General features: G+C 68.4%; 27 protein-coding genes. 15 read left to right on the forward strand and 12 right to left on the reverse strand.

What is annotated here, in order from left to right; genetic code table 11:
- The first annotated feature begins 96 nt into the window (after nt 1-96).
- Together A5787_RS17020 and A5787_RS17025 are read left to right on the forward strand one after the other, a co-directional pair.
- Nucleotides 97-2,217, forward strand: coding sequence for a catalase (locus A5787_RS17020; RefSeq protein ID WP_066969019.1), 2,121 nt, complete (start codon nt 97-99; stop codon nt 2,215-2,217).
- A gap of 29 nt (nt 2,218-2,246) precedes the next feature.
- A complete protein-coding gene (locus A5787_RS17025; RefSeq protein WP_066969020.1) occupies nt 2,247-2,504 on the forward strand; it encodes a Rho termination factor N-terminal domain-containing protein in 258 nt (85 codons plus the stop codon).
- 9 nt (nt 2,505-2,513) lie between these two features.
- On the opposite strand, the gene A5787_RS17030 is transcribed toward A5787_RS17025, so the two are convergent.
- Nucleotides 2,514-3,089, reverse strand: coding sequence for a nucleotidyltransferase (locus A5787_RS17030; RefSeq protein WP_066969022.1), 576 nt, complete (start codon nt 3,087-3,089; stop codon nt 2,514-2,516).
- Nucleotides 3,090-3,266: 177 nt separating this feature from the next.
- Here A5787_RS17030 and A5787_RS17035 point away from each other — a divergent pair, with 177 nt between their 5' ends.
- The 3 genes from A5787_RS17035 to A5787_RS17045 all read left to right on the forward strand — a co-directional run bounded on the left by A5787_RS17035 (nt 3,267) and on the right by A5787_RS17045 (nt 5,832).
- Entirely contained in the window at nt 3,267-4,211 is a 945-nt protein-coding gene (locus A5787_RS17035) for an acyl-CoA dehydrogenase family protein (protein ID WP_066969024.1), read from the forward strand.
- 17 nt (nt 4,212-4,228) lie between these two features.
- Nucleotides 4,229-5,002 carry a PIG-L deacetylase family protein gene (locus A5787_RS17040; protein ID WP_066969120.1) on the forward strand — a complete coding sequence of 258 codons (774 nt, stop codon included), beginning with the start codon at nt 4,229-4,231 and terminating at the stop codon, nt 5,000-5,002.
- Between the two features lie 65 nt (nt 5,003-5,067).
- Nucleotides 5,068-5,832, forward strand: coding sequence for an endonuclease/exonuclease/phosphatase family protein (locus tag A5787_RS17045; protein ID WP_066969026.1), 765 nt, complete (start codon nt 5,068-5,070; stop codon nt 5,830-5,832).
- A gap of 9 nt (nt 5,833-5,841) precedes the next feature.
- Here the strand turns inward: A5787_RS17045 and A5787_RS17050 are convergent, their stop codons facing one another.
- Complete coding sequence (locus tag A5787_RS17050; RefSeq protein ID WP_066969028.1) at nt 5,842-6,129, reverse strand: DUF3349 domain-containing protein; 288 nt, start codon at nt 6,127-6,129, stop codon at nt 5,842-5,844.
- A gap of 122 nt (nt 6,130-6,251) precedes the next feature.
- Nucleotides 6,252-6,488: a general stress protein CsbD gene (locus tag A5787_RS17055; protein WP_066969030.1), complete on the reverse strand. Its 237-nt coding sequence runs from the start codon at nt 6,486-6,488 to the stop codon at nt 6,252-6,254.
- Nucleotides 6,489-6,669: 181 nt separating this feature from the next.
- On the opposite strand from A5787_RS17055, the gene A5787_RS17060 reads away from it, so the two are divergent.
- From A5787_RS17060 to A5787_RS17080, 5 genes are all read left to right on the forward strand, one after another.
- Nucleotides 6,670-7,506 (forward strand): SDR family oxidoreductase, encoded by an 837-nt coding sequence (locus A5787_RS17060; protein WP_066969032.1) that lies wholly within the window; start codon nt 6,670-6,672, stop codon nt 7,504-7,506.
- Between the two features lie 190 nt (nt 7,507-7,696).
- Nucleotides 7,697-8,170, forward strand: coding sequence for an STAS domain-containing protein (locus A5787_RS17065; RefSeq protein WP_082977273.1), 474 nt, complete (start codon nt 7,697-7,699; stop codon nt 8,168-8,170).
- Between the two features lie 280 nt (nt 8,171-8,450).
- Nucleotides 8,451-8,849 carry a heme-binding protein gene (locus A5787_RS17070; protein WP_066969034.1) on the forward strand — a complete coding sequence of 133 codons (399 nt, stop codon included), beginning with the start codon at nt 8,451-8,453 and terminating at the stop codon, nt 8,847-8,849.
- Nucleotides 8,850-8,956: 107 nt separating this feature from the next.
- A complete protein-coding gene (locus A5787_RS17075; RefSeq protein WP_066969036.1) occupies nt 8,957-10,012 on the forward strand; it encodes a DNA topoisomerase IB in 1,056 nt (351 codons plus the stop codon).
- Between the two features lie 264 nt (nt 10,013-10,276).
- The gene (locus A5787_RS17080) at nt 10,277-12,070 is read left to right on the forward strand and encodes a thiamine pyrophosphate-requiring protein (RefSeq protein WP_066969038.1); all 1,794 of its coding nucleotides are present in this window, start codon (nt 10,277-10,279) and stop codon (nt 12,068-12,070) included.
- A gap of 20 nt (nt 12,071-12,090) precedes the next feature.
- Here A5787_RS17080 and A5787_RS17085 read toward each other — a convergent pair whose 3' ends face one another.
- A complete protein-coding gene (locus A5787_RS17085; RefSeq protein WP_197507190.1) occupies nt 12,091-12,744 on the reverse strand; it encodes a UdgX family uracil-DNA binding protein in 654 nt (217 codons plus the stop codon).
- A gap of 231 nt (nt 12,745-12,975) precedes the next feature.
- On the opposite strand from A5787_RS17085, the gene A5787_RS17090 reads away from it, so the two are divergent.
- Both A5787_RS17090 and A5787_RS17095 read left to right on the forward strand, forming a co-directional pair.
- Nucleotides 12,976-13,995: a hypothetical protein gene (locus tag A5787_RS17090; protein WP_369829130.1), complete on the forward strand. Its 1,020-nt coding sequence runs from the start codon at nt 12,976-12,978 to the stop codon at nt 13,993-13,995.
- Between the two features lie 39 nt (nt 13,996-14,034).
- The gene (locus A5787_RS17095) at nt 14,035-14,394 is read left to right on the forward strand and encodes a hypothetical protein (protein ID WP_066969044.1); all 360 of its coding nucleotides are present in this window, start codon (nt 14,035-14,037) and stop codon (nt 14,392-14,394) included.
- Here the strand turns inward: A5787_RS17095 and A5787_RS17100 are convergent.
- The 3 genes from A5787_RS17100 to A5787_RS17110 are packed head-to-tail and all read right to left on the reverse strand — an operon-like array spanning nt 14,345 to nt 16,626.
- A complete protein-coding gene (locus A5787_RS17100; protein WP_066969046.1) occupies nt 14,345-14,656 on the reverse strand; it encodes a hypothetical protein in 312 nt (103 codons plus the stop codon). The genes A5787_RS17095 and A5787_RS17100 overlap by 50 nt on opposite strands.
- A gap of 1 nt (nt 14,657) precedes the next feature.
- Nucleotides 14,658-16,154 (reverse strand): molybdopterin-dependent oxidoreductase, encoded by a 1,497-nt coding sequence (locus tag A5787_RS17105; RefSeq protein WP_066969048.1) that lies wholly within the window; start codon nt 16,152-16,154, stop codon nt 14,658-14,660.
- A 13-nt stretch (nt 16,155-16,167) separates the two neighbouring features.
- On the reverse strand, nt 16,168-16,626 hold the full coding sequence (locus tag A5787_RS17110; protein WP_066969049.1) for an oxidoreductase: 459 nt from the start codon (nt 16,624-16,626) through the stop codon (nt 16,168-16,170).
- Between the two features lie 163 nt (nt 16,627-16,789).
- On the opposite strand from A5787_RS17110, the gene A5787_RS17115 reads away from it, so the two are divergent.
- Nucleotides 16,790-17,785, forward strand: a complete 996-nt coding sequence (locus A5787_RS17115) for a sensor domain-containing protein (RefSeq protein WP_066969051.1) — start codon at nt 16,790-16,792, stop codon at nt 17,783-17,785.
- A gap of 30 nt (nt 17,786-17,815) precedes the next feature.
- Nucleotides 17,816-18,787 carry an aldo/keto reductase gene (locus tag A5787_RS17120; RefSeq protein WP_066969053.1) on the forward strand — a complete coding sequence of 324 codons (972 nt, stop codon included), beginning with the start codon at nt 17,816-17,818 and terminating at the stop codon, nt 18,785-18,787.
- Between the two features lie 70 nt (nt 18,788-18,857).
- Here the strand turns inward: A5787_RS17120 and A5787_RS17125 are convergent, their stop codons facing one another.
- The 5 genes from A5787_RS17125 to A5787_RS17145 all read right to left on the reverse strand — a co-directional run bounded on the left by A5787_RS17125 (nt 18,858) and on the right by A5787_RS17145 (nt 24,580).
- The gene (locus A5787_RS17125) at nt 18,858-19,625 is read right to left on the reverse strand and encodes an SDR family oxidoreductase (protein WP_082977274.1); all 768 of its coding nucleotides are present in this window, start codon (nt 19,623-19,625) and stop codon (nt 18,858-18,860) included.
- A 104-nt stretch (nt 19,626-19,729) separates the two neighbouring features.
- Nucleotides 19,730-21,880, reverse strand: coding sequence for a glycogen debranching protein GlgX (glgX, locus tag A5787_RS17130; RefSeq protein WP_066969057.1), 2,151 nt, complete (start codon nt 21,878-21,880; stop codon nt 19,730-19,732).
- Between the two features lie 69 nt (nt 21,881-21,949).
- Nucleotides 21,950-23,131 carry a zinc-dependent alcohol dehydrogenase gene (locus tag A5787_RS17135; RefSeq protein ID WP_066969060.1) on the reverse strand — a complete coding sequence of 394 codons (1,182 nt, stop codon included), beginning with the start codon at nt 23,129-23,131 and terminating at the stop codon, nt 21,950-21,952.
- 63 nt (nt 23,132-23,194) lie between these two features.
- Complete coding sequence (locus A5787_RS17140; protein WP_066969062.1) at nt 23,195-23,917, reverse strand: GAF and ANTAR domain-containing protein; 723 nt, start codon at nt 23,915-23,917, stop codon at nt 23,195-23,197.
- A 297-nt stretch (nt 23,918-24,214) separates the two neighbouring features.
- Nucleotides 24,215-24,580 carry a helix-turn-helix transcriptional regulator gene (locus A5787_RS17145; protein ID WP_066969064.1) on the reverse strand — a complete coding sequence of 122 codons (366 nt, stop codon included), beginning with the start codon at nt 24,578-24,580 and terminating at the stop codon, nt 24,215-24,217.
- A gap of 144 nt (nt 24,581-24,724) precedes the next feature.
- On the opposite strand from A5787_RS17145, the gene A5787_RS17150 reads away from it, so the two are divergent.
- A complete protein-coding gene (locus A5787_RS17150; RefSeq protein WP_066969065.1) occupies nt 24,725-25,174 on the forward strand; it encodes an Hsp20/alpha crystallin family protein in 450 nt (149 codons plus the stop codon).
- Nucleotides 25,175-25,216 lie beyond the last annotated feature (42 nt).

The raw sequence follows: 25,216 nt of genomic DNA on the forward strand, positions 1-25,216 counted from the left end.
CGATCAAGCGTACGTAACCGCGTGGTCGGTGGATAGGGACACTTGCGCTGTTTGGCCGCCCGGTTTATCGGCGGCGGACGGTGGTAACCGAACGCCATGGACACCAATCACACGTCCGATCCGAAAACGCGCGCGCTCGAGGGATCGCGGGTCCGGCGTGACACCGGATACCTGACCACCCAGCAGGGCGTCCGGGTCGACCACACCGACGATTCGCTGACCGTCGGCGAGCGGGGTCCCACGCTGCTCGAGGATTTCCACGCCCGCGAGAAGATCACCCACTTCGACCACGAGCGCATTCCCGAGCGCGTGGTGCACGCGCGAGGCGCTGGCGCGTACGGCTTCTTCGAACCGTACGACGACTGGCTGGCCGAGTACACGGCGGCGAAATTCCTGACCTCGCCGGGCACCCGGACCCCGGTGTTCGTCCGGTTCTCCACGGTGGCCGGTTCCCGCGGTTCGGCCGACACCGTCCGTGACGTGCGCGGGTTCGCCACCAAGTTCTACACCGAACAAGGCAACTACGACCTGGTGGGAAACAACTTCCCGGTCTTCTTCATCCAGGACGGCATCAAGTTCCCCGACTTCGTGCACGCGGTAAAACCCGAGCCGCACAACGAGATTCCGCAGGCGGCCTCGGCGCACGACACGCTATGGGACTTCGTGGCGCTGCAGCCCGAAACACTGCACACCATCATGTGGCTGATGTCGGACCGCGCCCTGCCGCGCAGCTACCGCATGATGCAGGGTTTCGGCGTACACACGTTCCGGCTGGTAAACGCCCGCGGCGAGGGCACTTTCGTGAAGTTCCACTGGAAGCCGCGCCTGGGCGTGCACTCGTTGGTCTGGGATGAATGCCAAAAGATCGCCGGCAAGGACCCGGACTTCAACCGGCGCGACCTGTGGGAGGCCATTGAGTCCGGCCAGTATCCCGAATGGGAGCTCGGGGTGCAGCTGGTGGCCGAGGCCGACGAATTCAACTTCGACTTCGACCTGCTCGACGCCACCAAACTCATTCCCGAGGAACAGGTCCCGGTCCGCCCGGTGGGCAAGATGATGCTGAACCGCAACCCCGACAACTTCTTCGCCGAGACCGAGCAGGTCGCCTTCCACACCGCGAACGTGGTGCCGGGGATCGACTTCACCAACGACCCGCTGCTGCAGTTCCGCAACTTCTCCTACCTCGACACCCAGCTGATCCGCCTGGGCGGCCCCAATTTCGCGCAACTGCCGGTGAACCGGCCGCTGGCCGACGTCCGCAACAACCAGCAGGACGGCTACTCCCAGCACGCGATCCCGCAGGGCCGTTCCAGCTATTACAAGAACACCCTCGGCGGCGGCTGTCCGGCGCTGGCCGATGACGACGTGTTCCGCCACTACACGCAACGGGTGGACGGCGCCGCGATGCGCAAGCGGGCCAAGTCCTTCGAGAATCATTACGGCCAGGCGCGGATGTTCTGGAAGAGCATGTCGGCGGTCGAGGCCGAACACATCGTCGCCGCGTTCGCCTTCGAACTGGGCAAGGTGGAAGTGCCCGAGATCCGCTCGGCGGTGGTGGCCCAGCTCGCCCGCGTCGACCACGACCTGGCCGCCCAAGTGGCGGCGAAGCTGGGTCTTCCCGAGCCCGCCGACGAAGCGCCCGACGGCGAGGTGACCACCTCGCCGGCCCTGTCCCAGATCGGCGAGGGCGACAGCATCGCCACGCGCAAGATCGCAGTCCTGGCCGCCGATGGCGTGGATGTCGTTGGCACGCAACGCTTCAGGGAGCTGATGGGGCAGCGCGGCGCGGTGGTCGAGGTGTTGGCCCCGGTCGCCGGCGGCACCCTGCGCGGTGGGTCCGGCGGCGAGCTACCCGTCGATCGGGCGATCACGACAATGGCGTCGGTCCTCTACGACGCGGTGGTGGTGGCGTGCGGACCGGATTCGGTGGAAACGCTGTCCCGCGATGGCTACGCGGTGCACTTCCTGGTGGAGGCCTACAAACACCTCAAACCGATCGGCGCGTACGGCGCCGGTATCAAGCTGTTGCGCGCGGCGCATATCGAGGCCCGCTTCGCCGACAACAGCGAACCGGCCACTGACGTCGTCAACGACCGGTCGGTCGTGACCACCACCGCGGCGGCCGACGAGTTTCCCGACGAGTTCGCCGCGGAATTGGTCGCCGCGCTGGCCCGGCATCGTTGCTGGGAACGCCAAACGGACCCGGTGCCTGCCTAGCCCCGGGGTTTTGCAGAGGAGGATGAACCATGCCACGTTCCTCGATCAAGAACGAGAAGATGTATCAGGATCTCCGCAAGAAGGGCGATTCCAAGGAAAAGGCCGCGCGGATTTCCAATGCGGCCGCCGGCCGGGGCAAGTCCTCGGTCAGCCGCAAGGGCGGCAAATCCGGCTCCTACCAGGACTGGACGGTCCCCCAGCTGCGGAAGAAGGCCAAAGAGCTTGGCATGTCGGGCTATTCGAGCCTGACCAAGGACAAGCTGGTCGCCAAGCTGCGCAACCACTGACCGGCCCGCTCAACCGGTGAGGCCGAGCCGATCGGCCAGCACCAAAAATGCGACCGCGTAATCATTGTCGGTGGTTTGGGCCCTGATCCGTTCCCAGTCCAGCCGTTCGCGGACCGCCCGCACGACCGGAAGCAGCTTCGCGAAGTCGCAGTGATGTTCGTTGAGGGAACGCAGCTTCTGGATGACCACCATGGTGGGCGGCAGCACCGGCATCGCGATCGCCAACACGTCGCGCTGTTCGGCGCGATCGAGCGTCGCCGGCTCTACGCGCTCGCCGTTGATGCGGTGCAGGACGTCCACGACCGTATCGCCGGTGCGCGCCTTGAACAGCCAGTCCTCCGGAGGATGCTCGATCGCGAATCCGGCGTCGGCCAGGGTGGCCTCGGCGCCGGCCACGTCGGATTCGGCGACTACCAGATCGACGTCGTGGCTGGGTTCGGGCGCGCCGAAGGCCCACAGGGCATAGGTGCCGGCCAGTGCGAAGGGCGGCCCGTTCTCCTTGAGCGCCGACGCCGCACCGCGCAACGCTTCTCGCAGGTGCGCGCAGGAATCGGGCACATCCGCGGGCGTCTCGGTGGGTGTCATGGTGCATAGGTCATACCCCGCCGCCGGGGGACGCAACCTGGCCGACCTTGTGCGGCATTGCGTGTCGTTCGTTTAAGCGGGGTTCAGACTGGCAAACCTTTGTGTTATGTCAGCCCCCGTTTCCTACGCTCGCCGTGCCCGCGGGGCCCCGGCGAGATCGGCGGCGGGTGAGTGTGCATGACGGCGGGGTTGGTGAAGCACTGGCTGGAGTCGGGACGACTCGAGCTGCCGTTGCCAGCCTCGGGGCGCACCGCCGAACGCTGGCAGCGGCTGGCACGGCTGGCCGAAGACGACATCGTGGCGGCCCGGATCGCCGAGTCCCACGTCGACGCCGTCGCGATCCTGCATGAGCTGGGCGGCAAGCCGCCCGATTCCGGGCAGCTGTGGGGTGTGTGGGCGGCCGAATCGCCCGACGCGGAGCTGATCGCCACCAGAATCAGCGGCGGCGCGGTCGTCCTCAACGGCACCAAGGTGTGGTGTTCGGGCGCCGGGTTCTGCACCAACGCCCTGGTGACCGCCCGGCTCGACGACGGCAGGCACGGCCTGTTCGCGGTGTCGGTCACCGAACCCGCCGTCAAGGCGTTGCCGACCACGTGGTGGAACGTCGGGATGGCCGGCAGCGACACCCGGGCGGTGCAGTTCACCAACGCCCAGGCCGTCGCCGTCGGCGATCCCGACGCCTACTTCGATCGGCCGGGACTCTGGCACGGCGCGATCGGCGTGGCCGCTTGCTGGCTGGGCGGCGCGCGCAGGGTCGCCGAACCGCTGTATCGGTGCGCCACAAGCAAATCGGCTGATGCGTATTCGCTGGCGCACCTGGGCGCGGTGGACGCCGCGCTCGCCGCGGGCGACGCGATCCTGGCCGCGGCGGCGATGCAGATCGACTCGGACCCATTCGACCGGTCCGAGACCGCCCAACTGCTGGCCCGCCGCGCCCGCACGGTGGTGGAACACGCGGCCGACGAGGCGATCACGCGCACCGGCCGCGCCCTCGGGCCCGGCCCGCTGTGTCAGGACGGCCGGCACGCGCAGCGGGTCGCCGACCTGACCATCTACATACGACAAAGCCACGCCGAGCGGGATCTGGCCGAGCTCGGGAGACTCGTCGGGCGGCCGCAATGACCACCATCGAGCGGCCCCTGAGCGCACTTCCCGCGAGCAATCGTGCCAAGTTCGCGGCCAAGCCGCTGACCCGCGGCGGCACCCCGGTTCCGTTGTGGCTGGCGGCCCTCGACGGCCGACGGCCGCCGCCACTGGATCTGAGCGCCTGCCCCGGGCTGGTCGTCGTCGCCGCCCACCCCGACGACGAGACGCTCGGCCTCGGCGCGACGATCGCACAACTGGTCGCCGCGGGCGCCGACGTCCAAGTGGTCACGGTCAGCGACGGCGGTGCCGCCCGGCCGGGCGCGACGCCGCGGGAGCGGGCGCGCGCGGAAATCACGCGCAGATACGAAGTGCGTAGGGCGGCAGCCGTTTTAGGTGTCTCCGCGCCGGTGTCGCTGGGCCTGCCCGACGGTGAGCTGGCCGACCACGAGGAGAGGGTCGCCGGACTGCTCACGGGGATCCTCGAGGGCACCGCTCCCGGGACCTGGTGCGCCGCCACCTGGCGGGGCGACGGGCATCCCGACCACGAAGCGGTTGGACGTGCGGCCGCCAAGGCCTGCGAGCGCACCGGCGTGAAGCTGCTCGAATACCCGGTGTGGATGTGGCACTGGGCCAGCCCGGCCGACCCCGCGGTGCCGTGGGAGCGGGCCCGGTCCGTAGGGGTGCCCGGTTGGGCGCTCGATCGCAAACGCCTTGCGGCCCATTGTTTCCGCAGCCAGCTCGAGCCGGGCGGCGTCGGCGCCCCGCCCGTGTTGCCGGCCTTCGTCTTGCAGCGGCTGCTCGCGGTGGGCGAAGTGGTGTTCAGCTAGCCTCGGCTGGCCGCGCAGGCACCCGGGAGTGGTGGGCACGGCCGAGAGTGGGTATCGAAACACCTATGCGCGTAGCGACCTTCAACATCCTGCACGGCCGCACCGTCGGCAACGGGGTGCATCCCGCACGGTTGGCGGACTGCGTGCGCCGCCTGGATCCGGACGTGCTTTCCCTGCAGGAGGTCGATTGTGACCAGCCGCGTTCCTCGCTCGCGGACCTCACCGCGGTGGCGGCCGAGGCGATGGGAGCGGTCGAGCACCGGTTCGTGGCCGCGATCTCCGGCACCCCTGGTGCGACCTGGATGGCCGCCACCGGCCACGAACAACCCGGGACCGCCGCCTACGGGATCGCGCTGCTGTCCCGGTTTCCGGCGGCCAGTTGGCAGGTGGTGCGCTTGCCGCGGATTCCGATGCGGTTCCCCATGTACCTGCCGGGACCCAACCGGGTGATGGTCGTCGACGAGGAACCGCGGGCGGCAGTGATCGCGCAGCTGCACACCCCGTGGGGCGGGCTGACGGTGGCCAACACGCATCTGTCCTTCGTGCCCGGCTGGAATCGGCGCCAGCTGCGCCGGCTGATCCGCGACCTGAGCGGCTTCCCGGGTCCCCGCCTGCTGACCGGCGATCTCAACATGACGCCCGACGCGGCCCGCCGCTGGTCGGGCATGCGACCGCTGGCGGCGGCCGCGACGTTTCCCGCGCAGACCCCCCACCGCCAGCTCGACCACATCCTGACCGACGACGCCGGTCTGCGCGGCGCCGCGGTCGGGTCCGATGAGATGCCGATCTCGGATCACCGGCCGCTGGTCGTCGACCTGGAGCGCGCATGAGCCGTGCGCTTAGCCGCCGGCCCGCCCCATCGCATCGAGTCGGCGTTGAACGCGATCGATGTCCTCGAGTGAGGGCATGTCGTCGGTGACGCGGGTGATCTGCACGCCGACATCCGCGTTATCGATGGGCCGACGCTGCCGACCGATCAACGCGCCCGCGATGATCGCGACCTCGTCGCTGCAGACCCGCCGCGGCATCAGCGCCAGCAGCGGCGCATAGCCGACGGCGGGCGCGTGGCTCGGGTAACCGGCGCGCAGGAACGCCACGATGCTCGACACGCCGCCGCGCAAGCCCATCGCCCACCTCTTCAACACCGGTCCCGGTTCTTGCCGGGAGTAACCCGACGAGCCGAGTTGAAACCAACGAAAAAATAAGGGGTCCGGCCCGACATCCGGACCGGACCCCTCCTGGAATCGACTTACTGGTTTTCCTTCTGGCGCTCTTCGGCGGCCTTCGCGCCGGCGCGCGCCGACTCTGCTTCGGCTTCCTTCTTGCCCGCGTCGCGCTGGGCGTCGGCCTTGTCCTGCTGCGCCTGGCCCTCCTGGACGAGGTCGTCGCGACCGGTGACGGTTCCGCCAACCTCCTTGACCTTGCCCTTGACGCCTTCGACGGCGCCCTTGACGGCTTCCTGCGGACCGCTCTTGTCGTCCCCCATGGGTCGACCTCCCTTTCGATGGTTACGTCTTGATTCGCAATTACCGGCTTCCCACCCGGAACGCGGCCAAACAACCTCGCGGCGATCCTGTGCGGATGATCACGCGACCGCTTCGCCGCGCGAACAAACGCGTTTGAAAACTCGATTCCCGGGTAGTTCCAGCCGTCGACCAGGTAAGGGGGTGGCGTCACTGAGCACCATCGCTGTCATCGGGGCGACCGGTACGGCCGGATCCCGGGTCGTCGCCAGGCTGAAGGCCCGCGACGTCGGGGTGGTCGAGATCTCCCGCCGCCAGGGCGTCGACGTGCTGTACGGGCCGGGGCTGTTCGAGGCACTCGCGGGGGTGGATGTCGTGATCGACGTCTGCGACCCGTCGCCGGAGGGTGGGCGGTCCAACATCGTCCAGACGGTGGCCACCGCAACCCGCAACATCGTGGGCGCGTGCGCCGCGCGGGACATCCGGCGACTGGTCGTGTCGACGCTCGCCGGCGTGGAAGACCCAGTGTTCGACGGGTTTCCGTATTACGAGGCCAAACGGGCGGCGAAGGCCATTCTCCTCGACAGCCCGGTTCCGGTGACGCTCGTGAAATCCACCCAGTGGTACGAGTTCGCCACCAACCCTGCCGCGGTGGATTCTCACGACGGCGAGGTGACCGTCCAGGACTGGCTGATCCAGCCCGTCGCCGCCGACACCGTTGCCGATGTGCTCGTGGAGGCCGCGCTGGGTCAGACGCATCCGCCGCGCACAATCACCGGCCCGGAGGCCGTCCGCCTGCCGGAGCTCACGTCGAAACTGCTGGCCCGGCAAGGCGACAACCGTCGCGTGCGCGTCGTGCAGCCCGCGCTCGGCGCGCTCGGCACCGGGGCGCTGCTGCCTTGCGATGGCGCGGTGGTCGTCGGCCCCAACGTCGATACCTGGCTGCACACCCTGGCCCCCGCCGCCGCCGACGGCGATTCGGCCGACGGCGACGGCGCCGCGCCGACGAGGCTGCGGCTGCGGGACTTTTCGAAGACTTGAGCGGCGGTGCGGCCTAGCCGAGAAACGAAGACTTCGCGATGCGGCGCCGCGGTAGGGGCGTTCTCGATGCCGGCGAGGGCTAGACCGGCTAGGCTCGTGACAAGTTGAATCCACAGCTGCCGTATTACGAGCGGCGTGTAGGACAGCGCAGTCGCTCGCCCTGCTCACCACACTTTGAGGGGCGAAACGCATGACTTCTTCACTCGATTCCAGAGCCGGCGGCTGCGGAGAACCGCGCAGCCGCTACGTGATCGACTGCGCAGGGGCGCAGGTGCACGTTCACGCGCGCAGCCTGGCCACCGTCCTGCGCATCGACGGGGACATCGACGAGTCCAACGCCGAGCTCGTCGCACAGGTGGTTCGACGCTTTGCGCGACTCAAGGCCCCACTGGTCCTCGATGTCAGCCAGCTGGACTTCCTGGGCAGCGCCGGCCTGCGGGTGCTGCTGCTCCTCGACGAGGAGCACCGCGCGGCCCAACTGCACAACAACGTCGTCAGCGGGGCGGCCCTGCGCCGGCTGACCCGCGTGGTCACCGACCACGGCCTGCCCGTGGTCGATTCGGTGCCCGAGGCCCTGCAACGCACCCACGACTTCATCCACGCGCGCCGCCGGCTCCTGATGGGGCTGGCCCGCCAGGGCGAGGCCCAGCGCAACGCGCCCTAGCGGCCCGTCGCGCCCGCGAACGAGGTCACGGTTTCGTCACGATCCGGATCACGATTGCTTAAGATCCGGTGCCGTTCTCTAAGAATTCTCAGCATTGGCGGGGAAATTTGGTTGCCCGCTTAGCAAAAACCCGCCCGCCGACGGCCGCGAGCGGCGCGCGGCGCGGTTTGCCCGATTTTGGCCGACGGCGCCACTGTTCGCCTCCGCTACTTTGGTTTTCGAGGGCTCGGGAACCTCCATCGCAAGTCATGCACATGTATCTCGAAGGACAAAACCAATCATGAAAAACAGCAGTATCGTCGCGCGCCGGCGAGTCGCCGGCGTCAGCGCGGGCCTCCTGCTCGGGGGACTGACCATGGGCATCATCGGTGCCCCTTCGGCGGCGGCAGCACCCGACTGCAGCCCGGGCGGCGTGAACGCGACCGTTTCCTCGGCGCAGGGCGCGGCGCAGCAGTACCTGGCCGCTCACCCGGACGCCAACCAGGCGGTCACCGCCGCCTTCGGCCAGTCGCGGCCGGAGGCTGCGTCCAGCCTGCGCGGCTACTTCACCGCCCACCCGCAGCAGTACTACGACCTGCGCGGCATCCTGGCGCCGATCGGCGACACCGAGCGGCAGTGCAACGTCAAGGCGCTGCCGCCCACCCTGGAGTCGGCCTACCAGGAGTTCATGGCCGGCTGACCCCGCTGACGATGGGGCAAACGACCCGCCACAGCGCCGTGGCGGGTCGTTTCGCGTTGCGGACCCGCGGGTAATTGTCCAGTCAACCAACGGGACTGGAGGTCAAGGTGCGGCTGCGACGCAGCGATCTCGGCAAGCCGGGGATCGGACGCAAACGCCGGGGCAAGGGCTTCGCCTACTACGACCCCGAGGGCAAACGGCTGTCCGACCCGGAAACCCTGGCGCGCATCAAGGATCTCGTCATTCCGCCCGCATGGAAGAAGGTGTGGATCTCGCCGCACCCGAATGGCCACATTCAGGCGGTCGGCACCGACGCGGCCGGCCGCCGGCAGTACCTCTACCACGCCGCCTGGCAGCAGGAGCGCGCCGAGGAAAAATTCGACCGCGTGCTGGAGCTGTCGGTGCAGTTACCGCTGTGGCGGGCGCGCATCTCCAGAGACCTGTCGCGCCGGGGGCTGACCCGCGAGCGGGTGCTCGCGGTCGCGCTGCGCCTGCTCGACCGCGGTTATTTTCGCGCCGGCGGCGAACAGTACGCCGAGGAGAACGAGTCCTACGGCATGGCCACCCTGCTGTGCAGTCACGTGACCGTGCATCGCAACGCGGTCGAATTCGACTACCCGGCCAAGAGCGGGGTGCGGCGCACCGTGGAAATCGAGGACGCCGACATCGTTCGGGCCGTGCGTGCGCTGATGCGGCGCCCGGAGCGCACCGATCGATTGCTGGTGTGCCGCAAGGACTCCGGTTGGATCGACATCCGTTCCGATGACCTCAACGCCCGATTCAAAGAAATGGTGGGCAACGAGTACTCCGTCAAGGACCTGCGGACCTGGCACGGCACCGTGCTCGCCGCCGCGGCGTTCGCCGACGCAGACCCGCCCGTCTCGCAGCGGGTGATCAAGCGCGTCGAGTCCGCCGTCATGAAGGAGGTCGCCGAGGAGCTCGGCAACACCCCGGCCGTGGCGCGCGGGTCCTATGTGGACCCTCGCGTCGTCAGCGGCTATGAGCAGGGACTGACGATCGAAGCGGCCGCGCGCCGCGCCGAACGCGCCCGCCGGCCCGATGCCGCGCAGGAAATCCTGGAGAAGGCGACCCGCATGCTGATTCGCCGAGTAGCCAAGGGCCACAGCGAATCTGGGAATGGCTCACTGGCCAAGAGCGCGTGAGTCAGCGGCGCGGACGCGCAGAGCCCAGCGATCGCCTCGGCGGTGCCGCGGCGGCTGACCAAACCTGACGGCCGCCGCAGGAATAAGGCTGCCGAATTCGGGTATGCGGGAATCGGTGCGCCGGCGCACGCGCGATAGCGCTGCTCGGAAAGCTGCCCGGAAAGTCGAACCCATGGCGATCCGGGGTCTGGTTCGGTTCGGCGCGGCGAACACGCCGCTGCGCGGCCGAACGACACCCCATCTTTGTGACTAGGAGGGCACTCAATGTCTAAGCAAGAGGTCTCGGACTACCTGTTGGAGCGGCTGCGGACCTGGGGCGTCGAGCACGTATTCGGGTACCCCGGCGACGGCATCAACGGCATCCTCGCCGCGTTCGGACGCGCCGACAACAAGCCCATGTTCATCCAGTCGCGGCACGAGGAGATGAGCGCGTTCGAGGCGGTGGGGTACGCCAAGTTCACCGATCGGGTCGGGATCTGCATGGCCACGTCGGGCCCCGGCGCGATCCACCTGCTCAACGGCCTTTACGACGCCAAGCTCGACCACGTTCCCGTGGTGGCAATCGTCGGGCAAACCAACCGCAGCGCGATGGGCGGGTCCTATCAGCAGGAAGTCGACCTGATAAGCCTGTATAAGGACGTTGCCAGCGACTACGTTCAAATGGTCACTGTCCCAGAGCAATTGCCCAACGTGCTGGACCGCGCGATCCGGGTGGCGTTGGCACAGCGGGCACCGACGGCGCTGATCATCCCGTCCGACGTGCAGGAGCTGCCGTACTCACCGCCCACTCACGCATTCAAGATGGTGCCCTCCAGCCTGGGCATCGAATGGCCGGCGGTTTCTCCCGACGACGGGGCGATCCGGCGCGCGGCCGAGGTGCTCAACGAGGGGAAACGGGTCGCCATGCTCGTCGGCAACGGCGCCAGCGGGGCCCGCGACGAACTGATCGAGATCGCCGACCTGCTCGGCGCCGGGGCCGCCAAGGCGCTGCTGGGCAAGGACGTGCTCAGCGACGAATTGCCCTGGGTCACCGGATCGATCGGATTGCTGGGCACCCGGCCCAGCTACGAGCTGATGCGCGACTGCGACACCCTGCTGACGGTGGGGTCCAGCTTCCCCTACACCCAGTTCCTGCCGGAGTTCGGGCAGTGCCGCGCCGTGCAGATCGACGTCGACGGCCGGTTCATCGGGATGCGGTACCCCTACGAGGTCAACCTGGTGTCCGACGCGAAGGCCGCGCTGCGGGCCCTGATTCCGCATCTGCGGCGCAAGGAGGACCGGGGCTGGCGCGACACCATCGAATCCAACGTGGCGCGCTGGTGGGAAACCATGGACATGGAGGCGAAGGTCAGCGCCGACCCGATCAACCCCATGCGGTTGTTCTCCGAGCTGTCCCCGCAGCTGCCCGACAACGCCATCGTCACGGCGGATTCCGGTTCGTCGGCGAACTGGTATGCGCGAAACCTGCGGTTCCGTGGCAACATGCGCGGCTCGCTGTCGGGCACGCTCGCGACGATGGGCCCCGGCGTGCCGTACGGCATCGGCGCGAAGTTCGCCCACCCGAACCGCCCCGTCGTCGTGTTCGCCGGCGACGGCGCCATGCAGATGAACGGGATGGCCGAACTCATCACGATCAAGCGGTACTGGCAGGAGTGGGCCGACCCCCGCCTGATCGTGGCGATCCTGCACAACAACGACCTCAACCAGGTCACCTGGGAGATGCGCGCGATGGCCGGCTCGCCGAAATTCGCGGAGTCGCAGAACCTTCCCGACATCGACTTCGCGGGATTCGCGGCCAGCCTCGGCCTCAATGCGATGGCGATCAAGGACCCCGACGAGCTCGGGGATGCCTGGCGCAACGCGCTGTCCGCGGACCGTCCCACGGTGCTGGACGTCTACACCGACCCCGACATGCCGCCGATTCCGCCGCACGCTACCTGGGATCAGTTCAAGGCGGCCACCACCGCGGTGCTGTCCGGCGACGAGGACCGCGTCGGCTTCGTCAAGGTGGGGCTGAAAACCAAGGCGCAGGAGTTCTTGCCGCACAAGAAGAGTTGAGCCCCGGCCCAACTCTTGGCTCAACGCGCGGAAGCGGCCCGGGCGCTGCGCAGGTCGTCGACGAATGACTTGTAGGCCTCGTCGTGGGAATCGCTGCGATCGCGCAGCACCGACGACGGGTGCACCGTCGCCACGACGACCGGCTCCGGGTCCAGCCGCACGTCGACCGTGCTAGGGAATCCGATCGCCGCACCGCGCTGGGTGGACACCCGAAACGCCGCTCCGAGAAGCGATTGCGCTGCAGTCGCGCCGAGGCACACGATCACCTGCGGCCGCACCGCCTCGATCTCGGCGATCAGCCACGGCCGGCACGCGACCACCTCGGTGCGGCTGGGTTTCTGGTGGATCCGCCGCTTGCCGCCCTTGCGGGTGAACTTGAAGTGCTTGACGGCGTTGGTCTGGTACGTCAGCGTCGGGTCGATGCCGGCGTCGTCGAGCGCCCGCGCCAGCAACCGGCCCGCGGGCCCGACGAACGGCAGGCCGGCGCGGTCCTCCTGGTCCCCCGGCTGCTCACCCACGAGCATGAGCGGCGCCCCGGGATGCCCGTGGCCGAAAACCGTTTGGGTGGCGTCGGCGTACAGCGGACAGCCGTGGCACCGGCCGGCCGCGTCCCGCAGCGCCTCGAGCCCGCGATCCTCGGGCAGGTATCTTGCGGCACTGCCGGGGGGCGTCATGCCCGCGGGCATACCCCTACGGGTCAGGGTGAAAACGCCGGGTCAGCAAGCCATTTGTTCCAACTGGGCGCGCGGGCCGCTGCGCGCTCTCCAGCGGCTACCCGAGGGGCGCGGCCACCAAACGGGTGGCGCCCCGCGGCGGGAAAAACACGTGTGAGGTGGGCCTATTGGGGTAATCATCCGGAAAATGCCTAGGTGAAAGGCAGGACAGCGATGCCGTGGCGGGTGGCGATGGCCGGCGCTCTGGGCGCCGTCACCGTGGCGGCCGGCTGCGCGACGCCCGGATCGACGCTGGAGAGCGCGCCGGCGGTGGTGTTGTGGTCGGTCGGCGCGGCGCTGCGCCAGCCCGTGTGGTCCTATCGCACGCACGCCCTGGTCGCCATCACCGACGATCACCGGGTGGCCGAGGTCACCCAGGGCGCGCGCCCCGACGACGCGAAGACGCGCCTGTCCGCGCCCATGGCGGTGGGACGCAACCTGCAGATCAGCCAGAAGGACGACCGGGTCGTGTTCGTGCCGCAGCCCGAGCGCGGCAGGGTCGCCGCCGTCGATCTCGAAAGCCTGCGCCAGATCGGCGATTTCGACGCCGGCCCGGCCCCGGCCTACCTGGCCGAAGACGCCGGGATGCGGATATTGCTCGCCCTCTCGGCGGACGGGACGGCGGTGACGCCGGTGGACCAGTACGGCTTCCGCAAGCTGCCGACGGCACCCATTTCCGACGACCCGGCGGACAGCATCGACGGCGCCAACCGCGGGCGAAAGATCGACTACCACGTGTACGGAGCATCGGGAATCCGCTATTACGAAGGCTTTACGTCGCCACCGCAGCAGCGCGGCACGCTGGGCGTGGACGTCGCCGTCTCGGCGGGCGACGGCGCCGCGGACACCCGCAACTACGTCGCCGGACACGACAGCAACACGCTGTATGCCGTCGATTCGCGCCGCGGGGGCAGGGGGATGGAGGTGCTGGCCAGCGCCCAGTTGCCCTCGCCGATCCGCGAACTCGGCACCGATGACACCCGGATCTACGCGGCCACCGACCGTGAGGTCGTCACGCTCGAGACCGACAGCTTCACCGGCTTTCCGGACAAGAAGATTCCGGTGATCCGCGTGACCGACTACCGGGCGGCCCTTCCCGGGGGCGCCGTGCGATCCGCCCGCCTCTCGGGCATGGCCATCGGGCCCCACCGCGTCTATCTCACGCTGGCCGGCGCGCCGGATGTGATCAGCGTCGCCAAGCCGCATCTGTGAAGCCGTCTGTGAGGCAGCTGGGAGGGTTAGGAGAAACCGATGAGCGCAACGCAAAATCCCGCCCGCGAGGCGATCGACATCGACAACGACGTCGAACTGATCACCCAACAGATCAAGGCGCTCAAGGACCTTGCCACACAGGACGACGCCGAGGCGATCAGCGAAGGCCAGCGCTACGACTTCAGCATCCGGTGGGGCACGGTGCTGGCCGGGAGGCTGCGCCGGCTGGTGCACTACAGCTCGCTGGGCCGGCTCGACGAGGCCGACGAGCGGCGATTTCACGCGTTGCGTGACGAACTGCGCACGCTGTCGCACCTGATCGACCGATTCCGGCTCGCCCAGCCGAATTTCACCGACCGCCCGCCCGCCAGGGCGAAACGCTTCCGTCCCCGTCGCTGAGAAAATCCTTCTCCGACAGGATGATTCCGGTCCGCGGCTTGGCGCAATCCGGGTTGCGACAGGTCAGCGCGACCATGTAGGCGTTGGAATCCTCGTCGAGGAACAGGAAGCCGAGATACAGGGCGTCACCGACGTCGAAGTCCGTCGCCCCGCAGCATTCGCAGTACCCGCCCTTGGCCGTGATCTGCGCCGACACCCGTTCGCGGGCCGCCGCATACAGGGCGATCAGCTCCGGGCGCACCAGGGTGGCGTCGTCAGTCATGTCAGATCTCCACGTCCTTGTCGTAGTGGACGTTGTCCTCTCGCCAGCCGCCCAGCCCGTATCCGATGCCGCGGTGGTCGTCGACGAACTCGATCTGGTCGATCCATTTGGCCATCTTGAAGCCGACCTGCGTCTCCACCCGCAGCCGCAGCGGCGCACCGTGCTTGATGGGCAACGGTTTTCCGTTCATCTCGTACGCCAGGATGGTCTGCGGCTTGTAGGCGAGTTCGAGATCCATCACCTCGTAGAACTGTCCCTCCCCCTCCGCGCTGGGTTCGTCGCGTCCGGTGTCCTGCATCGTCAGGAAGCACACGAAGCGCGCCTGGGGAAGCGGGCGCACCAGGTCGGCCAGAGCCGCCAGCGGGAGCCCCTTCCATTCACCGATGCTCGACCAGCCCTGGACGCAGTTGTGCAGCACCCGCTGGCTTTGGGCGTCGGCCAGCGCGCGCAGGGCCGCAAGATCCAGCGTCACCGGCTCCTCGACGAGCCCACCGACGCGCAGCCGCCAGTCGACGAAGTTGTGCACCGCCATCACCTTGTACTCGGCCGAGCACGGCGGCTTGCCGTTGACGCGGTGTTCCTCCGACAGCATCCGTTCCGGATAGTCCTGCCGCGAGTCCAGCGGGCGCAACAGGATGAGCCGGGCCCGCGTGATGACGGCGCCGAGAACGCGGCGGACCTGGACCGGGCGGCGCAGACTCCACACCGTCGCGGCGACGTGAATGGCGACGATCGCGCCGATGATCACGAAAGACAACACGGTTCCCAACGTGATGTTTCGGACCGAGCCCAGGATCATCGAGGAGTTGAGCTGGCCCCAGCCCCAGAAGAAGACCATCGAGACGTGGATCGCGATGAAGACCAGGAACGCGACCAGTCCGAGGAAGTGCAGGCTGCGCGCGGATTGCCGGCCACCCCAGGCCCGCACGAACCAGGGGAAGCGGGCCTCGATCGCCGGGGACTGCGCCGCACCGGTGAGGATTTGGAACGGCGCCAGCACGAAGATGACGCCTCCGTAGGTCAGCTTCTGGATGGCATCCAGCGGCTCGTTGGGCAGCACCGGGGGCAGGTTGAACGTCATGTAGGTGACGATGTCGTTGCCGGCTTCCACGAACGTCGCCCACGAGTGGGGCCAGTACCGGTGCCATTGGCCCGTGGCGAACAGCAGGATGTAGTACGACAGCCCGACCAGGACCCAGCCGATCACCGAGATGAAGTGCCAGTGCCGCCCCATGCCGAGCTTCTTGTGGCCGGGCAGCGCCACCAGCGGGCTGTAGTCCTCCTCCTCGTCGAGGGTGTCGTAGAGCTTGTCGGTCGGCATCGTCTTGGTGGTGAAGCGCGCCCACTCGGTGCCGGGCTTGCTGTCCTCACGCCAGTACAGCTTGGGGTGGGTGGACAGGATCTCGATGCCGCTGCGCAGCAACAACGTCAGAAACAGGACGTTGAGCCAGTGGTCGATGCGCAGCCATGCCGGGTAGTCGAGCACGATCTCGGTCATATGTGCCGCCCGCTCAGTCGTCCCAGTGCTGCCGTCGCGGGTAGGCGACATTGATGCCCAGCAGCACCGACACGTGCAGTCCGATGAAGGCGCCCGCGAAGGCGAGCGCGAAGGTCGCCGGCGCCACGTCCCACCGCCCGGTGACGGCGGTCATGCCGGGCAGGCTGGCGATCCGCGTGGCAACGTCAACGCCGAGAATGCCGGCCGAGAGCAGGCTGCCGAAATACCAACCCGCTTGTGTCACAGCGGGATTGCGGCCGAAGGCCATGCCGATGGCGGCCAGTAGGCACGCCGCGATCACCGCGCCGGCGTACACCACGAAGGCCGCGGGCAGCGCGTCCCGGTTGGCGACCGCGTACATCAGGTAGCCGTGCACGGCGGCGACGCCGGCGAGCAGGGCGGCGCCCAAACCCGTTACGACCCTGGGCAAGTCGAAGGCGACGTAGCCGCCGAGGGACAGGATTCGAAACATCCGGCTGCGGTGCCAGTTCTCTGGCCACGACCCGACAAGAAAACCCACATCGCGCGCGTACCCGACGCCGAATTCCTCAAACGTCGACTTGTAGGAACTGCCGTTTTCGTTTCCAACGGACTACATTCGGCGCAGGGTCGCAGGCTAAGGAGGAGGCCGCCGCGTGAATCCTCAGGATCCGCTCGGGTATGGCCCGTTCAGTTACGATCCGCTCGGTCGCGTGCCGCCAGCGGCGCCGCCGGCGGCGCCGCCACCGGCCGTCGCGCCACCGCCGCCGCCGTACCGCCCGCCCGTCAACACGCTGGCGACGCAGTCGCTGGTGTTCGCTTTCCTGTCCCCGCCCGCCGGCGCGATCCTGGGACACCTGGCGCTGGCGCGGATCCGCCGCACGGGCGAGGCCGGCCGAAGCCGGGCGCTGGCCGGGGTGGGGCTGTCGTACGCGTTCGTCACCCTCGCGGTGCTTGCCCTTCTCGGGTGGGCCACCCTGGCCGCGTTTCGGTCCACTCCGGCCCGGACCGCTGCGCCGGCCACTACGGCCGCGGCGACGCCGGGTCCCACGGTCGCGCCGGGCGGCGTGGCCACGCTGTTGCCCAGCGACGGCGACCTGAAGACCATCACCGATGACCAGAACCTCGAGGCCGGCCAGACGTGGGACCACCCGGCCCGATCCGACCGGGAGGGCACGATCGACCGTCCGGAGTGCTGGGGCGCCATCGCCCCGGGGACCCCGGACGCTTACAGCGTCGACGCCCTTTTCGGCTACCACGCGGCGGAATTCTCCGACACCCGCAGCCTGCTCAAGTCGGTCCAGGTGATCGACGCCGCGGCGGCGTTTCGCGATGCCCCGGCGGCCCAATCGCAACTGCAGAAGCTGCAGGACGGGTGGCGCCAGTGCGGCGGAACGACCGTGAGCGTGACGATCCCCGAGGCCGGCGCCATCCCGTTCGCGGTGAGCGCGCCCGCCGACGCCGGCAACGGCATCACCACGTTGGGGCTGACCCCCAAGGGGCTGCAGGTGCGCTCCGCCCGCGCGATCGCGGCCAAGGCCAACGTCGTCGTCGACCTGTACGTGTCCTACAGCGGCACCACCGACGCCGACCGCCCGCGGGCCACGGCGGTGAGCATCGCCAACTTCGTGCTCAACAAGATCCCGGGCTAGGGCTCAGAGCCGCCCAAGTAGGGTGGCCACATGAAATATCTGGACGTCGACGGGGTCGGGCGGGTCAGCCGAATCGGCCTGGGCACCTGGCAGTTCGGGTCGCGGGAGTGGGGCTACGGGGAGGGTTACTCCTCCGGCGCCGCGCGCGACATCGTGCGCCGGGCCCGCGCCCTGGGGGTCACGCTGTTCGACACGGCCGAGGTGTACGGCCTGGGCAAGAGCGAGCGGATACTCGGCGAGGCGCTCGGCGACGAGCGCGCCGAGGTCGCGGTGGCCAGCAAGGTCTTCCCGGTGGCCCCGTTCCCCGCGGTGGTCAAGCAGCGGGAGCGCGCCAGCGCGCGCCGGCTGGGCCTGGACCGCATCCCGCTCTACCAGATCCACCAGCCCAACCCCGTGGTGCCCGACTCGGTGATCATGCCGGGGATGCGCGACCTGCTCGACGACGGAAAGATCGGCGCGGCCGGCGTCTCGAACTACTCGCTGGCGCGGTGGCGCAAGGCCGACGCGGCGCTGGGGCGGCCGGTGATCAGCAACCAGGTGCATTTCTCGCTCGCCCATGCCGGCGCGCTCGAGGACCTGGTGCCCTTCGCCGAGCGCGAGAACCGCATCGTGATCGCCTACAGTCCGCTGGCCCAGGGGCTACTCGGCGGCAAGTACGGCCTGGGCAACCGCCCCGGTGGCGTGCGCGCGGTGAACCCGTTGTTCGGCACCGAGAACCTGCGCCGCATCGAGCCGCTGCTGCAGACGCTGCGCGACGTCGCCGCCACGGTCGGGGCCAAGCCGGCACAGGTGGCGCTGGCCTGGCTGATCCACCTGCCGGGCGTCGTCGCCATTCCCGGCGCGTCCAGCGTCGAGCAGCTCGAGTTCAACGTCGCCGCCGCGGACGTCGAGCTGCCCGCGGAATCTCGCGACGCGCTCACCGACGCCGCGCGCGCCTTCCGGCCCGCCTCGGCCGGGCACTTCCTGACCGACCTGGTCCGGGAGAAGCTGGGGCTGCGCTGACCGCGGCGACCCGCGACGCCCGGTCCCCCGCAAGCGGGTGGTACCCCCACCGCCGCGCTTTCGATCGCCGCTAGGACTGGGCGGAGTCGGCGAACGCCGCGGGGCTGGCGGGCGCACCCCGGGCGACCACGACCGGCATCGACGTCGACGCGTTGGTGCGCAGGATCGTGTGAACCACGTCGACGAGATCTTCGACCGGCATCAGCTTGCCGGGCATGCAGCCGCGGGAGGCCCACAACGGGACGGCCTTCATGGCCAAGTCCATGTCCCAGCCAATGTTCATGCCCGTCTGGCCGTCGCCCTCGCCGCCCGCGCATTCGCCCACGATGAGGTTGGTGAAGCCGACGTCCGGGTGCTCGGCCCGCCAGGCCTCCACCAGTCGTTCCAGGGCCGCCTTGCTGACGCCGTACGCGCCGAGCCCCGGCCAGGGCGGCCCGAAGGTACCGGCATCGGAAGCCAGGTAAACAACCTTGCCCGTCGACTCGGTCAGGTGCGGCATCGCCGCCGCCGTGACCAGCGCGGCGCCGACGACGTTGGTGTCAAAGACGCGCCGCCACGTCTCGGCGTCGGTGTCGACCATGCGCACCAGCGGGCCGATGGCCGGCGTGTACACCAGGTTGTCGAGCCCGCCGAGCGCTTCGGCGGCGGCGGCGATCGCCGATCGGCAGGACGCCTCGTCGGTCACGTCGCATTCGACGGCGACCGCGCCCGGTCCCGCCTCCTGCGCGGCGGCCTCGATGCGCTCGCGGCGCCGGGCCAACAGCGCGACGTGATCGCCGCGCCGGGCGAGGCCGACACCGATGCAGCGCCCGAGCCCGCTCGAGGCGCCCACCACCACTGTCCTTGACATATTTGCCCTCTCTTGTAACGAGCCCGCTGCAGGCACAGCGTATCTACCAGGGGTCCGCTACGTAACGGTCGGGCGGAATTCCGTCAACCGGCTCAGCCGCGGTCGGGGGCCTGCAGCACCACGGCGGTGTGGGCGTCCACGGTGAGCGCGCCGCCCCCCGGAACCTCCTCCGCCGGCGTCTCCTCCTCGGGTCCGGTGAAGACCACGAGCTGCCAGGAGGCGCCGAATTCCTTTGGCGGCAGCGTGAATTCGATCGGCTCGTGGTGGGCGTTGAAGCACAACAGGAACGAGTCGTCGAGCACTCGCTGCCCCCGGGCGTCGCGATCGGGGATGCCGTGACCGTTGAGGAACACCGCGACCGACTTCGCGAACCCCGCGCCCCAGTCCTCCTCGGTCATCTCGGTGCCCTCGGGGGTGAACCAGGCGATGTCCGGCAGCCCATCCTGGCCGCGGCGGCCCAGCGGCTTGCCGGAAAAGAACCGGCGCCGGCGGAACACCGGGTGGTTGCCGCGCAGTTCCGACACCGCGCGGGTGAATTCCAGCAGGCCGTTATCCGCTTTTGTCCAATCGATCCAGGTGAGCTCGTTGTCCTGGCAGTAGCCGTTGTTGTTGCCGTCTTGCGTGCGGCCCAGCTCGTCGCCGTGGCAGATCATCGGCACACCCTGGGAGAGCAGCAGCGTGGTGAGGAAGTTGCGCTGCTGGCGGGCCCGCAGCGCATTGACGTCCGGGTCGTCGGTCGGCCCCTCAGCGCCGCAGTTCCACGACCGGTTGTGGCTTTCGCCGTCGTTGTTGTCCTCGCCGTTGGCCTCGTTGTGTTTTTCGTTGTAGGACACCAGGTCCCGCAGCGTGAACCCGTCGTGCGCGATGACGAAGTTGATCGAGGCCACCGGCCGGCGCGCGGTGTGCTCGTAGAGGTCGGCGGACCCGGACAGGCGGTAGGCGAACTCGTCGAGCGTCGCCGGCTCGCCGCGCCAGAAGTCCCGGACGGTGTCGCGGTACTTGCCGTTCCATTCCGTCCACTGCGGCGGGAAGTTGCCCACCTGGTAGCCGCCGGGGCCGACGTCCCACGGTTCGGCGATCAGCTTGACCTGGCTGATCGTCGGATCCTGTTGCACCAGTTCGAAAAACGTCGCCAGCCGGTCGACGTCGTAGAATTCGCGGGCCAGGGTGGCGGCCAGGTCGAACCGGAAGCCGTCGACATGCATCTCGAGCACCCAGTAGCGCAACGAGTCCATGATCAGCTGCAGCGCGTGCGGATGCCCGGCGTTGAGGCTGTTGCCCGTGCCGGTGTAGTCCATGTAGTAGCGCTTGTCGTCGTCGACCAGCCGGTAGTAGGCGGCGTTGTCGATTCCCCGCATCGACAGCGTCGGGCCCAGGTGATTGCCCTCCGCGGTGTGGTTGTAGACGACGTCGAGGATCACCTCGATGCCCGCCTCGTGCAGGGCCCGCACCATCGCCTTGAACTCCTGCACCTGCCCGCCCGGGGAGGTCGCGCTGGAGTACTTGAAGTCGGGCGCGAAGAACCCGATCGTGTTGTAGCCCCAGTAATTCGAGAGGCCCTTGTCCACCAGGGTCGAGTCGTTGGCGAAGTGATGCACCGGCATCAGCTCGATGGCGGTGACGCCGAGGCTCTTGAGGTGCTCGATGATCACCGGGTGCGCCACGGCCGAGTACGTGCCGCGCAGCTGTTCGGGGATGTCGGGATGGGTCTGGGTCAGGCCCTTGACGTGCGCCTCGTAGATGACGGTGTCGGCGTACTGGTGGTCCGGCGGCCGGTCGTTGCCCCAGTCGAAGTAGGGGCTGATCACCACCGACTTGGGCATGCTGGGAGCGGAGTCGTCGTCGTTGCGGCTGTCGGGGTTGTCGAAGTTGTAGCTGAACAGCGACTGGTTCCACTCGAAGCTGCCGTCGATGGCCTTCGAATACGGGTCCACCAGCAGCTTGTTCGGGTTGCACCGCAGGCCGTTCTCCGGCTCGTACGGGCCGTGCACGCGGTAGCCGTAGCGCTGGCCGGGTTCGATGCCGGGGATGTAGGCGTGCCAGACGAACCCGTCGACCTCGGGCAACGCGACCCGGCTCTCCGCCCCGTCGGCGTCGAACAGGCACAGCTCCACCCGCTCGGCCACCTCGCTGAACACCGCGAAGTTGGTGCCCGCGCCGTCATACGTCGCGCCCAGCGGATAGGCCCTGCCCGGCCACACTTCACCGGTGGGCGTGGGGGCAAGCGCTTCTGGGCTGGTCATGGCGCATTTGATACCCTACCGCGGCCTCCCCCAAACGGAGCTTCGGAAGGCGTTGCCGCAGAGCGGTTTTCAAGGCTTTAACATGACCTTTACCGCGCCGTCCTGCTTTTTCTGGAAGATCTCATAAGCGTGTGGCGCCTGATCGAGGGGTAGCACGTGGGTGGCGAACGTGTCGACGCCGAGAGGGTCGTCGTCGGTCAGCAGCGGCATGATGTCGTCGACCCACCTCTTCACGTTGGCCTGCCCCATCCGCACAGTCACCTGCTTGTCGAAGAGGGTCAGCATGGGCAACGGATCGGCCATCCCGCCGTAGACCCCGATCAGGGAGATGGTGCCGCCGCGCCGCACGATGTCGATTGCGGAATACAGGGCGGTGAGGCGGTCTACGCCGGCGGTTTGCATGACCCGCTTACCGATGAAGTCCGGCAACATCCCGCTCGCCTGTTGTGCCAGCCGCGCGGCGGGCGACCCGTGCGACTCCATCCCCACCGCATCGATCACCGAGTCGGTGCCGCGGCCGTCGGTCAGATCGCGGATCGCGTCCCCGAGGGGCGCGTCGAGCCGACTCAGATCGATCGTGTGAATGCCGCGCTCGGCCGCCCGGGCCAGGCGTTCGGGCACCAGGTCGACGGCGATGACCCGGTAGCCGAGGTGGTCGGCGATGCGCGCGGCCATGTCCCCGATGGGTCCCAGGCCCAGCACGGTCACCGATCCGCCGTCTGGAATGTCGGCGTAGTCGACCGCCTGCCAGGCGGTCGGCAGCACGTCGGAGAGGTAGACGAAGCGCGAATCCGGCGGCCCCTCAGGGACTTTGATGTGTGTGAACTGCGCCTGTGGGACGCGCAGCAGTTCGGCTTGGCCGCCGGGGATTTCGCCGTATAGCTCCGAGTAGCCGAACAGCGCCGCGCCCATGCCCTGGTCGCGCACCTGGGTGGTTTCGCACTGGGTGTAGAGCCGCTTATCGCACATGTAACAACGGCCGCAGGAGATCTGGAACGGGATGACGACCCGGTCGCCGACGCGCAGGTCGCCCGTCTCGGGACCGACCTCGCGCACGATCCCCATCGGTTCGTGGCCCAGGATGTCCCCGGCATTCATGAAGGCGCCGAGGATTTCGTAGAGGTGCAGGTCGGACCCGCAGATGTTGGTCGAGGTGACCTCGACGATGGCGTCGGTGGGGCGTTCGATTTTCGGGTCGGGCACCGATTCGACGCGAACGTCGCGCTTGCCCTGCCACGTGACAGCTTTCATGTGCATCGCACATACCCGCGTCGCGCCGGCCGAAACGGCGCGGGCGGGCCGCGAGGGCGGGGTTTACGCGCCGCGCCCGATCCGCTCGCGTCGGTTGAGCGGATGCTCGGTGTCGATCAGTGACCTGGCGATCTCGATCACTTTGGTATTGGAATTTTGCGAGAGCCGGGAGAGCAATTCGAACGCTTCGACGGCATCGAGCTTGAAGCGTTCCATGATGACACCCTTGGCCTGGCCGATGATGTCCCGTGACGCCAAGGCGCTGCGGAATTGGTCCTGGCGGCGCATGACCGACCACGCCAGGGCGACGTGCGTGGCGAAAACGCCGCCGAGCTCCAATGATTCGCCGGTGAATGCGTGCGGATACTCGGCGTAGAAGTTGAGCGCGGCCATGTTCCTGCTGTCGGCGAACAATTCATACGACAGGATCGATCGAATGGGCGTCTGCTCGAGCGCCTGCCGTTGATAGTTCGGCCAGCGTTGATCGACGTTGAGATCCTCGACATGCATCACGTGGTGCTGCCACACGGCCGACAGACACGGCCCTTCCCCATACCGGTTCTGGATCGCGTCCAGGACCATCGGATAGCGATGCGTCGCGGCCACGTTGGTGACAGCCTTCGTCTTGTCCGCCAGGGTGATCCCCGCGTACTGGCAGCCGGCGACGTACCGGGTCCCACTGTCGACAAGTTCCTGCAGACCGACGCTCGTTTCGGTGCCGTGGCGATCGAGGTCGGCAATCAGTGCGGTCAGCTGGGCCGCCACCGTGTTCGCATCTTCCAGCACAGCTTCACCCCCTCGAGGGTATTTGGTGCGCGTACTCCCATCATGCCGCCACCCGGCAAAATCCCCACTCCTGTCATGTGGCGGCGACAAATCCGACGCGTCGACGCACATCACGAAGTCTATGGTCCCGAGAACGAAGTGCAAAGCGAGTAGCGAAACCAAACCGGAACGCATGGCGAACTCGGCCACCACAGGCGAGAGGTCCCGCCAGGCGCCAGACGCGCGCTCAACATGGAACGCGTTGCCGCTCGACGAGTTACGCCGGCATTCCGCGCCGCCCCGGCGGCGCCGAGCCAACTAGTCGCCGGTCCGCTTCTCGGCTCCCGCCGTCTTCGCCGTGTCCCGCATGTTGCGGGCGCTGGAGCGCACGTTGGTGTTCGCCGCCGACAGCGCGGCGTTGTCGTCTTCCAGGTTCAGGATGCGCGCGATGCCGGCCAGGTTGACCCCGGCGTCCACCAGCGCGCTGATGCGCCGAAGCCGGGCCAGGTCGTCGGCGCTGTAGCGCCGCGTTCCGCCGCGGCTGCGGGCCGGCGTCAACAGCCCGTAGCGTTCATACAGGCGCAGCGACTGCACCGGGACGCCGGAAAGCTCGGCGGCCACGGAGATTCCGTACACCCCCCGATCGGGCGCCGGCGCACCCGCGTCGCCGGTGTTCTCGGTCATCGGCCATCCCCTTACGAACCTCCACAGAAAATCTGTCTATCACACTTGCGTAGACCTGTCGATAGTGTTATATCAATTCTATGTCATTGGACATAGGAAATAGCCCGCTTCAGAGCTAAGAGATTGGAGTGAGAGGTGACTGCCATGCTGATGCGTACCGACCCGTTCCGTGACCTCGACCGCTTCACCCAACACGTGTTCGGCACGGCCGCCCGGCCCGCCGTGATGCCGATGGACGCGTGGCGCGAGGGAGAGCAATTCGTCGTCGAGTTCGACCTGCCGGGCATCGATGCCGACTCGCTGGACATCGACATCGAGCGCAACGTCGTGACCGTCCGCGCCGAGCGGCCGGCCGTCGACCCCAACCGCGAGATGCTCGCCACCGAGCGGCCCCGCGGGGTGTTCAGCCGCCAGCTCGTGCTGGGCGAAAACCTCGACACCGACAGGATCGAGGCGTCCTACGCCGAGGGCGTCCTGCGGTTGCACATCCCGGTGGCCGAGAAGGCCAAGCCGCGCAAGATCTCCGTCGGTCGCGGCAACGGACACAGATCCATCGACGAGAGCGCCGGCAGGCGCGAGGTCATCGACGCCTGATCAACCGGCGGGCAAAGGGCGGCCACCGCCGCCCTTTGCCCG

Origin of the sequence: Mycobacterium sp. 852002-50816_SCH5313054-b, assembly GCF_001667185.1 — a bacterium.
Taxonomy (GTDB): domain Bacteria; phylum Actinomycetota; class Actinomycetes; order Mycobacteriales; family Mycobacteriaceae; genus Mycobacterium.

Excerpts from the sequence above, each read along its gene's own strand:
- A5787_RS17020 (WP_066969019.1), top strand. The coding sequence starts at position 97 with ATGGACACCAATCACACGTCCGATCCGAAAACGCGCGCGCTCGAGGGA.
- A5787_RS17025 (WP_066969020.1), top strand. The coding sequence starts at position 2,247 with ATGCCACGTTCCTCGATCAAGAACGAGAAGATGTATCAGGATCTCCGC.
- A5787_RS17030 (WP_066969022.1), bottom strand. The coding sequence starts at position 3,089 with ATGACACCCACCGAGACGCCCGCGGATGTGCCCGATTCCTGCGCGCAC.
- A5787_RS17035 (WP_066969024.1), top strand. The coding sequence starts at position 3,267 with ATGACGGCGGGGTTGGTGAAGCACTGGCTGGAGTCGGGACGACTCGAG.
- A5787_RS17045 (WP_066969026.1), top strand. The coding sequence starts at position 5,068 with ATGCGCGTAGCGACCTTCAACATCCTGCACGGCCGCACCGTCGGCAAC.
- A5787_RS17050 (WP_066969028.1), bottom strand. The coding sequence starts at position 6,129 with ATGGGCTTGCGCGGCGGCGTGTCGAGCATCGTGGCGTTCCTGCGCGCC.
- A5787_RS17055 (WP_066969030.1), bottom strand. The coding sequence starts at position 6,488 with ATGGGGGACGACAAGAGCGGTCCGCAGGAAGCCGTCAAGGGCGCCGTC.
- A5787_RS17065 (WP_082977273.1), top strand. The coding sequence starts at position 7,697 with ATGACTTCTTCACTCGATTCCAGAGCCGGCGGCTGCGGAGAACCGCGC.
- A5787_RS17070 (WP_066969034.1), top strand. The coding sequence starts at position 8,451 with ATGAAAAACAGCAGTATCGTCGCGCGCCGGCGAGTCGCCGGCGTCAGC.
- A5787_RS17080 (WP_066969038.1), top strand. The coding sequence starts at position 10,277 with ATGTCTAAGCAAGAGGTCTCGGACTACCTGTTGGAGCGGCTGCGGACC.
- A5787_RS17085 (WP_197507190.1), bottom strand. The coding sequence starts at position 12,744 with ATGACGCCCCCCGGCAGTGCCGCAAGATACCTGCCCGAGGATCGCGGG.
- A5787_RS17090 (WP_369829130.1), top strand. The coding sequence starts at position 12,976 with ATGGCCGGCGCTCTGGGCGCCGTCACCGTGGCGGCCGGCTGCGCGACG.
- A5787_RS17095 (WP_066969044.1), top strand. The coding sequence starts at position 14,035 with ATGAGCGCAACGCAAAATCCCGCCCGCGAGGCGATCGACATCGACAAC.
- A5787_RS17100 (WP_066969046.1), bottom strand. The coding sequence starts at position 14,656 with ATGACTGACGACGCCACCCTGGTGCGCCCGGAGCTGATCGCCCTGTAT.
- A5787_RS17105 (WP_066969048.1), bottom strand. The coding sequence starts at position 16,154 with ATGACCGAGATCGTGCTCGACTACCCGGCATGGCTGCGCATCGACCAC.
- A5787_RS17110 (WP_066969049.1), bottom strand. The coding sequence starts at position 16,626 with ATGTTTCGAATCCTGTCCCTCGGCGGCTACGTCGCCTTCGACTTGCCC.
- A5787_RS17120 (WP_066969053.1), top strand. The coding sequence starts at position 17,816 with ATGAAATATCTGGACGTCGACGGGGTCGGGCGGGTCAGCCGAATCGGC.
- glgX (WP_066969057.1), bottom strand. The coding sequence starts at position 21,880 with ATGACCAGCCCAGAAGCGCTTGCCCCCACGCCCACCGGTGAAGTGTGG.
- A5787_RS17135 (WP_066969060.1), bottom strand. The coding sequence starts at position 23,131 with ATGAAAGCTGTCACGTGGCAGGGCAAGCGCGACGTTCGCGTCGAATCG.
- A5787_RS17145 (WP_066969064.1), bottom strand. The coding sequence starts at position 24,580 with ATGACCGAGAACACCGGCGACGCGGGTGCGCCGGCGCCCGATCGGGGG.
- A5787_RS17150 (WP_066969065.1), top strand. The coding sequence starts at position 24,725 with ATGCTGATGCGTACCGACCCGTTCCGTGACCTCGACCGCTTCACCCAA.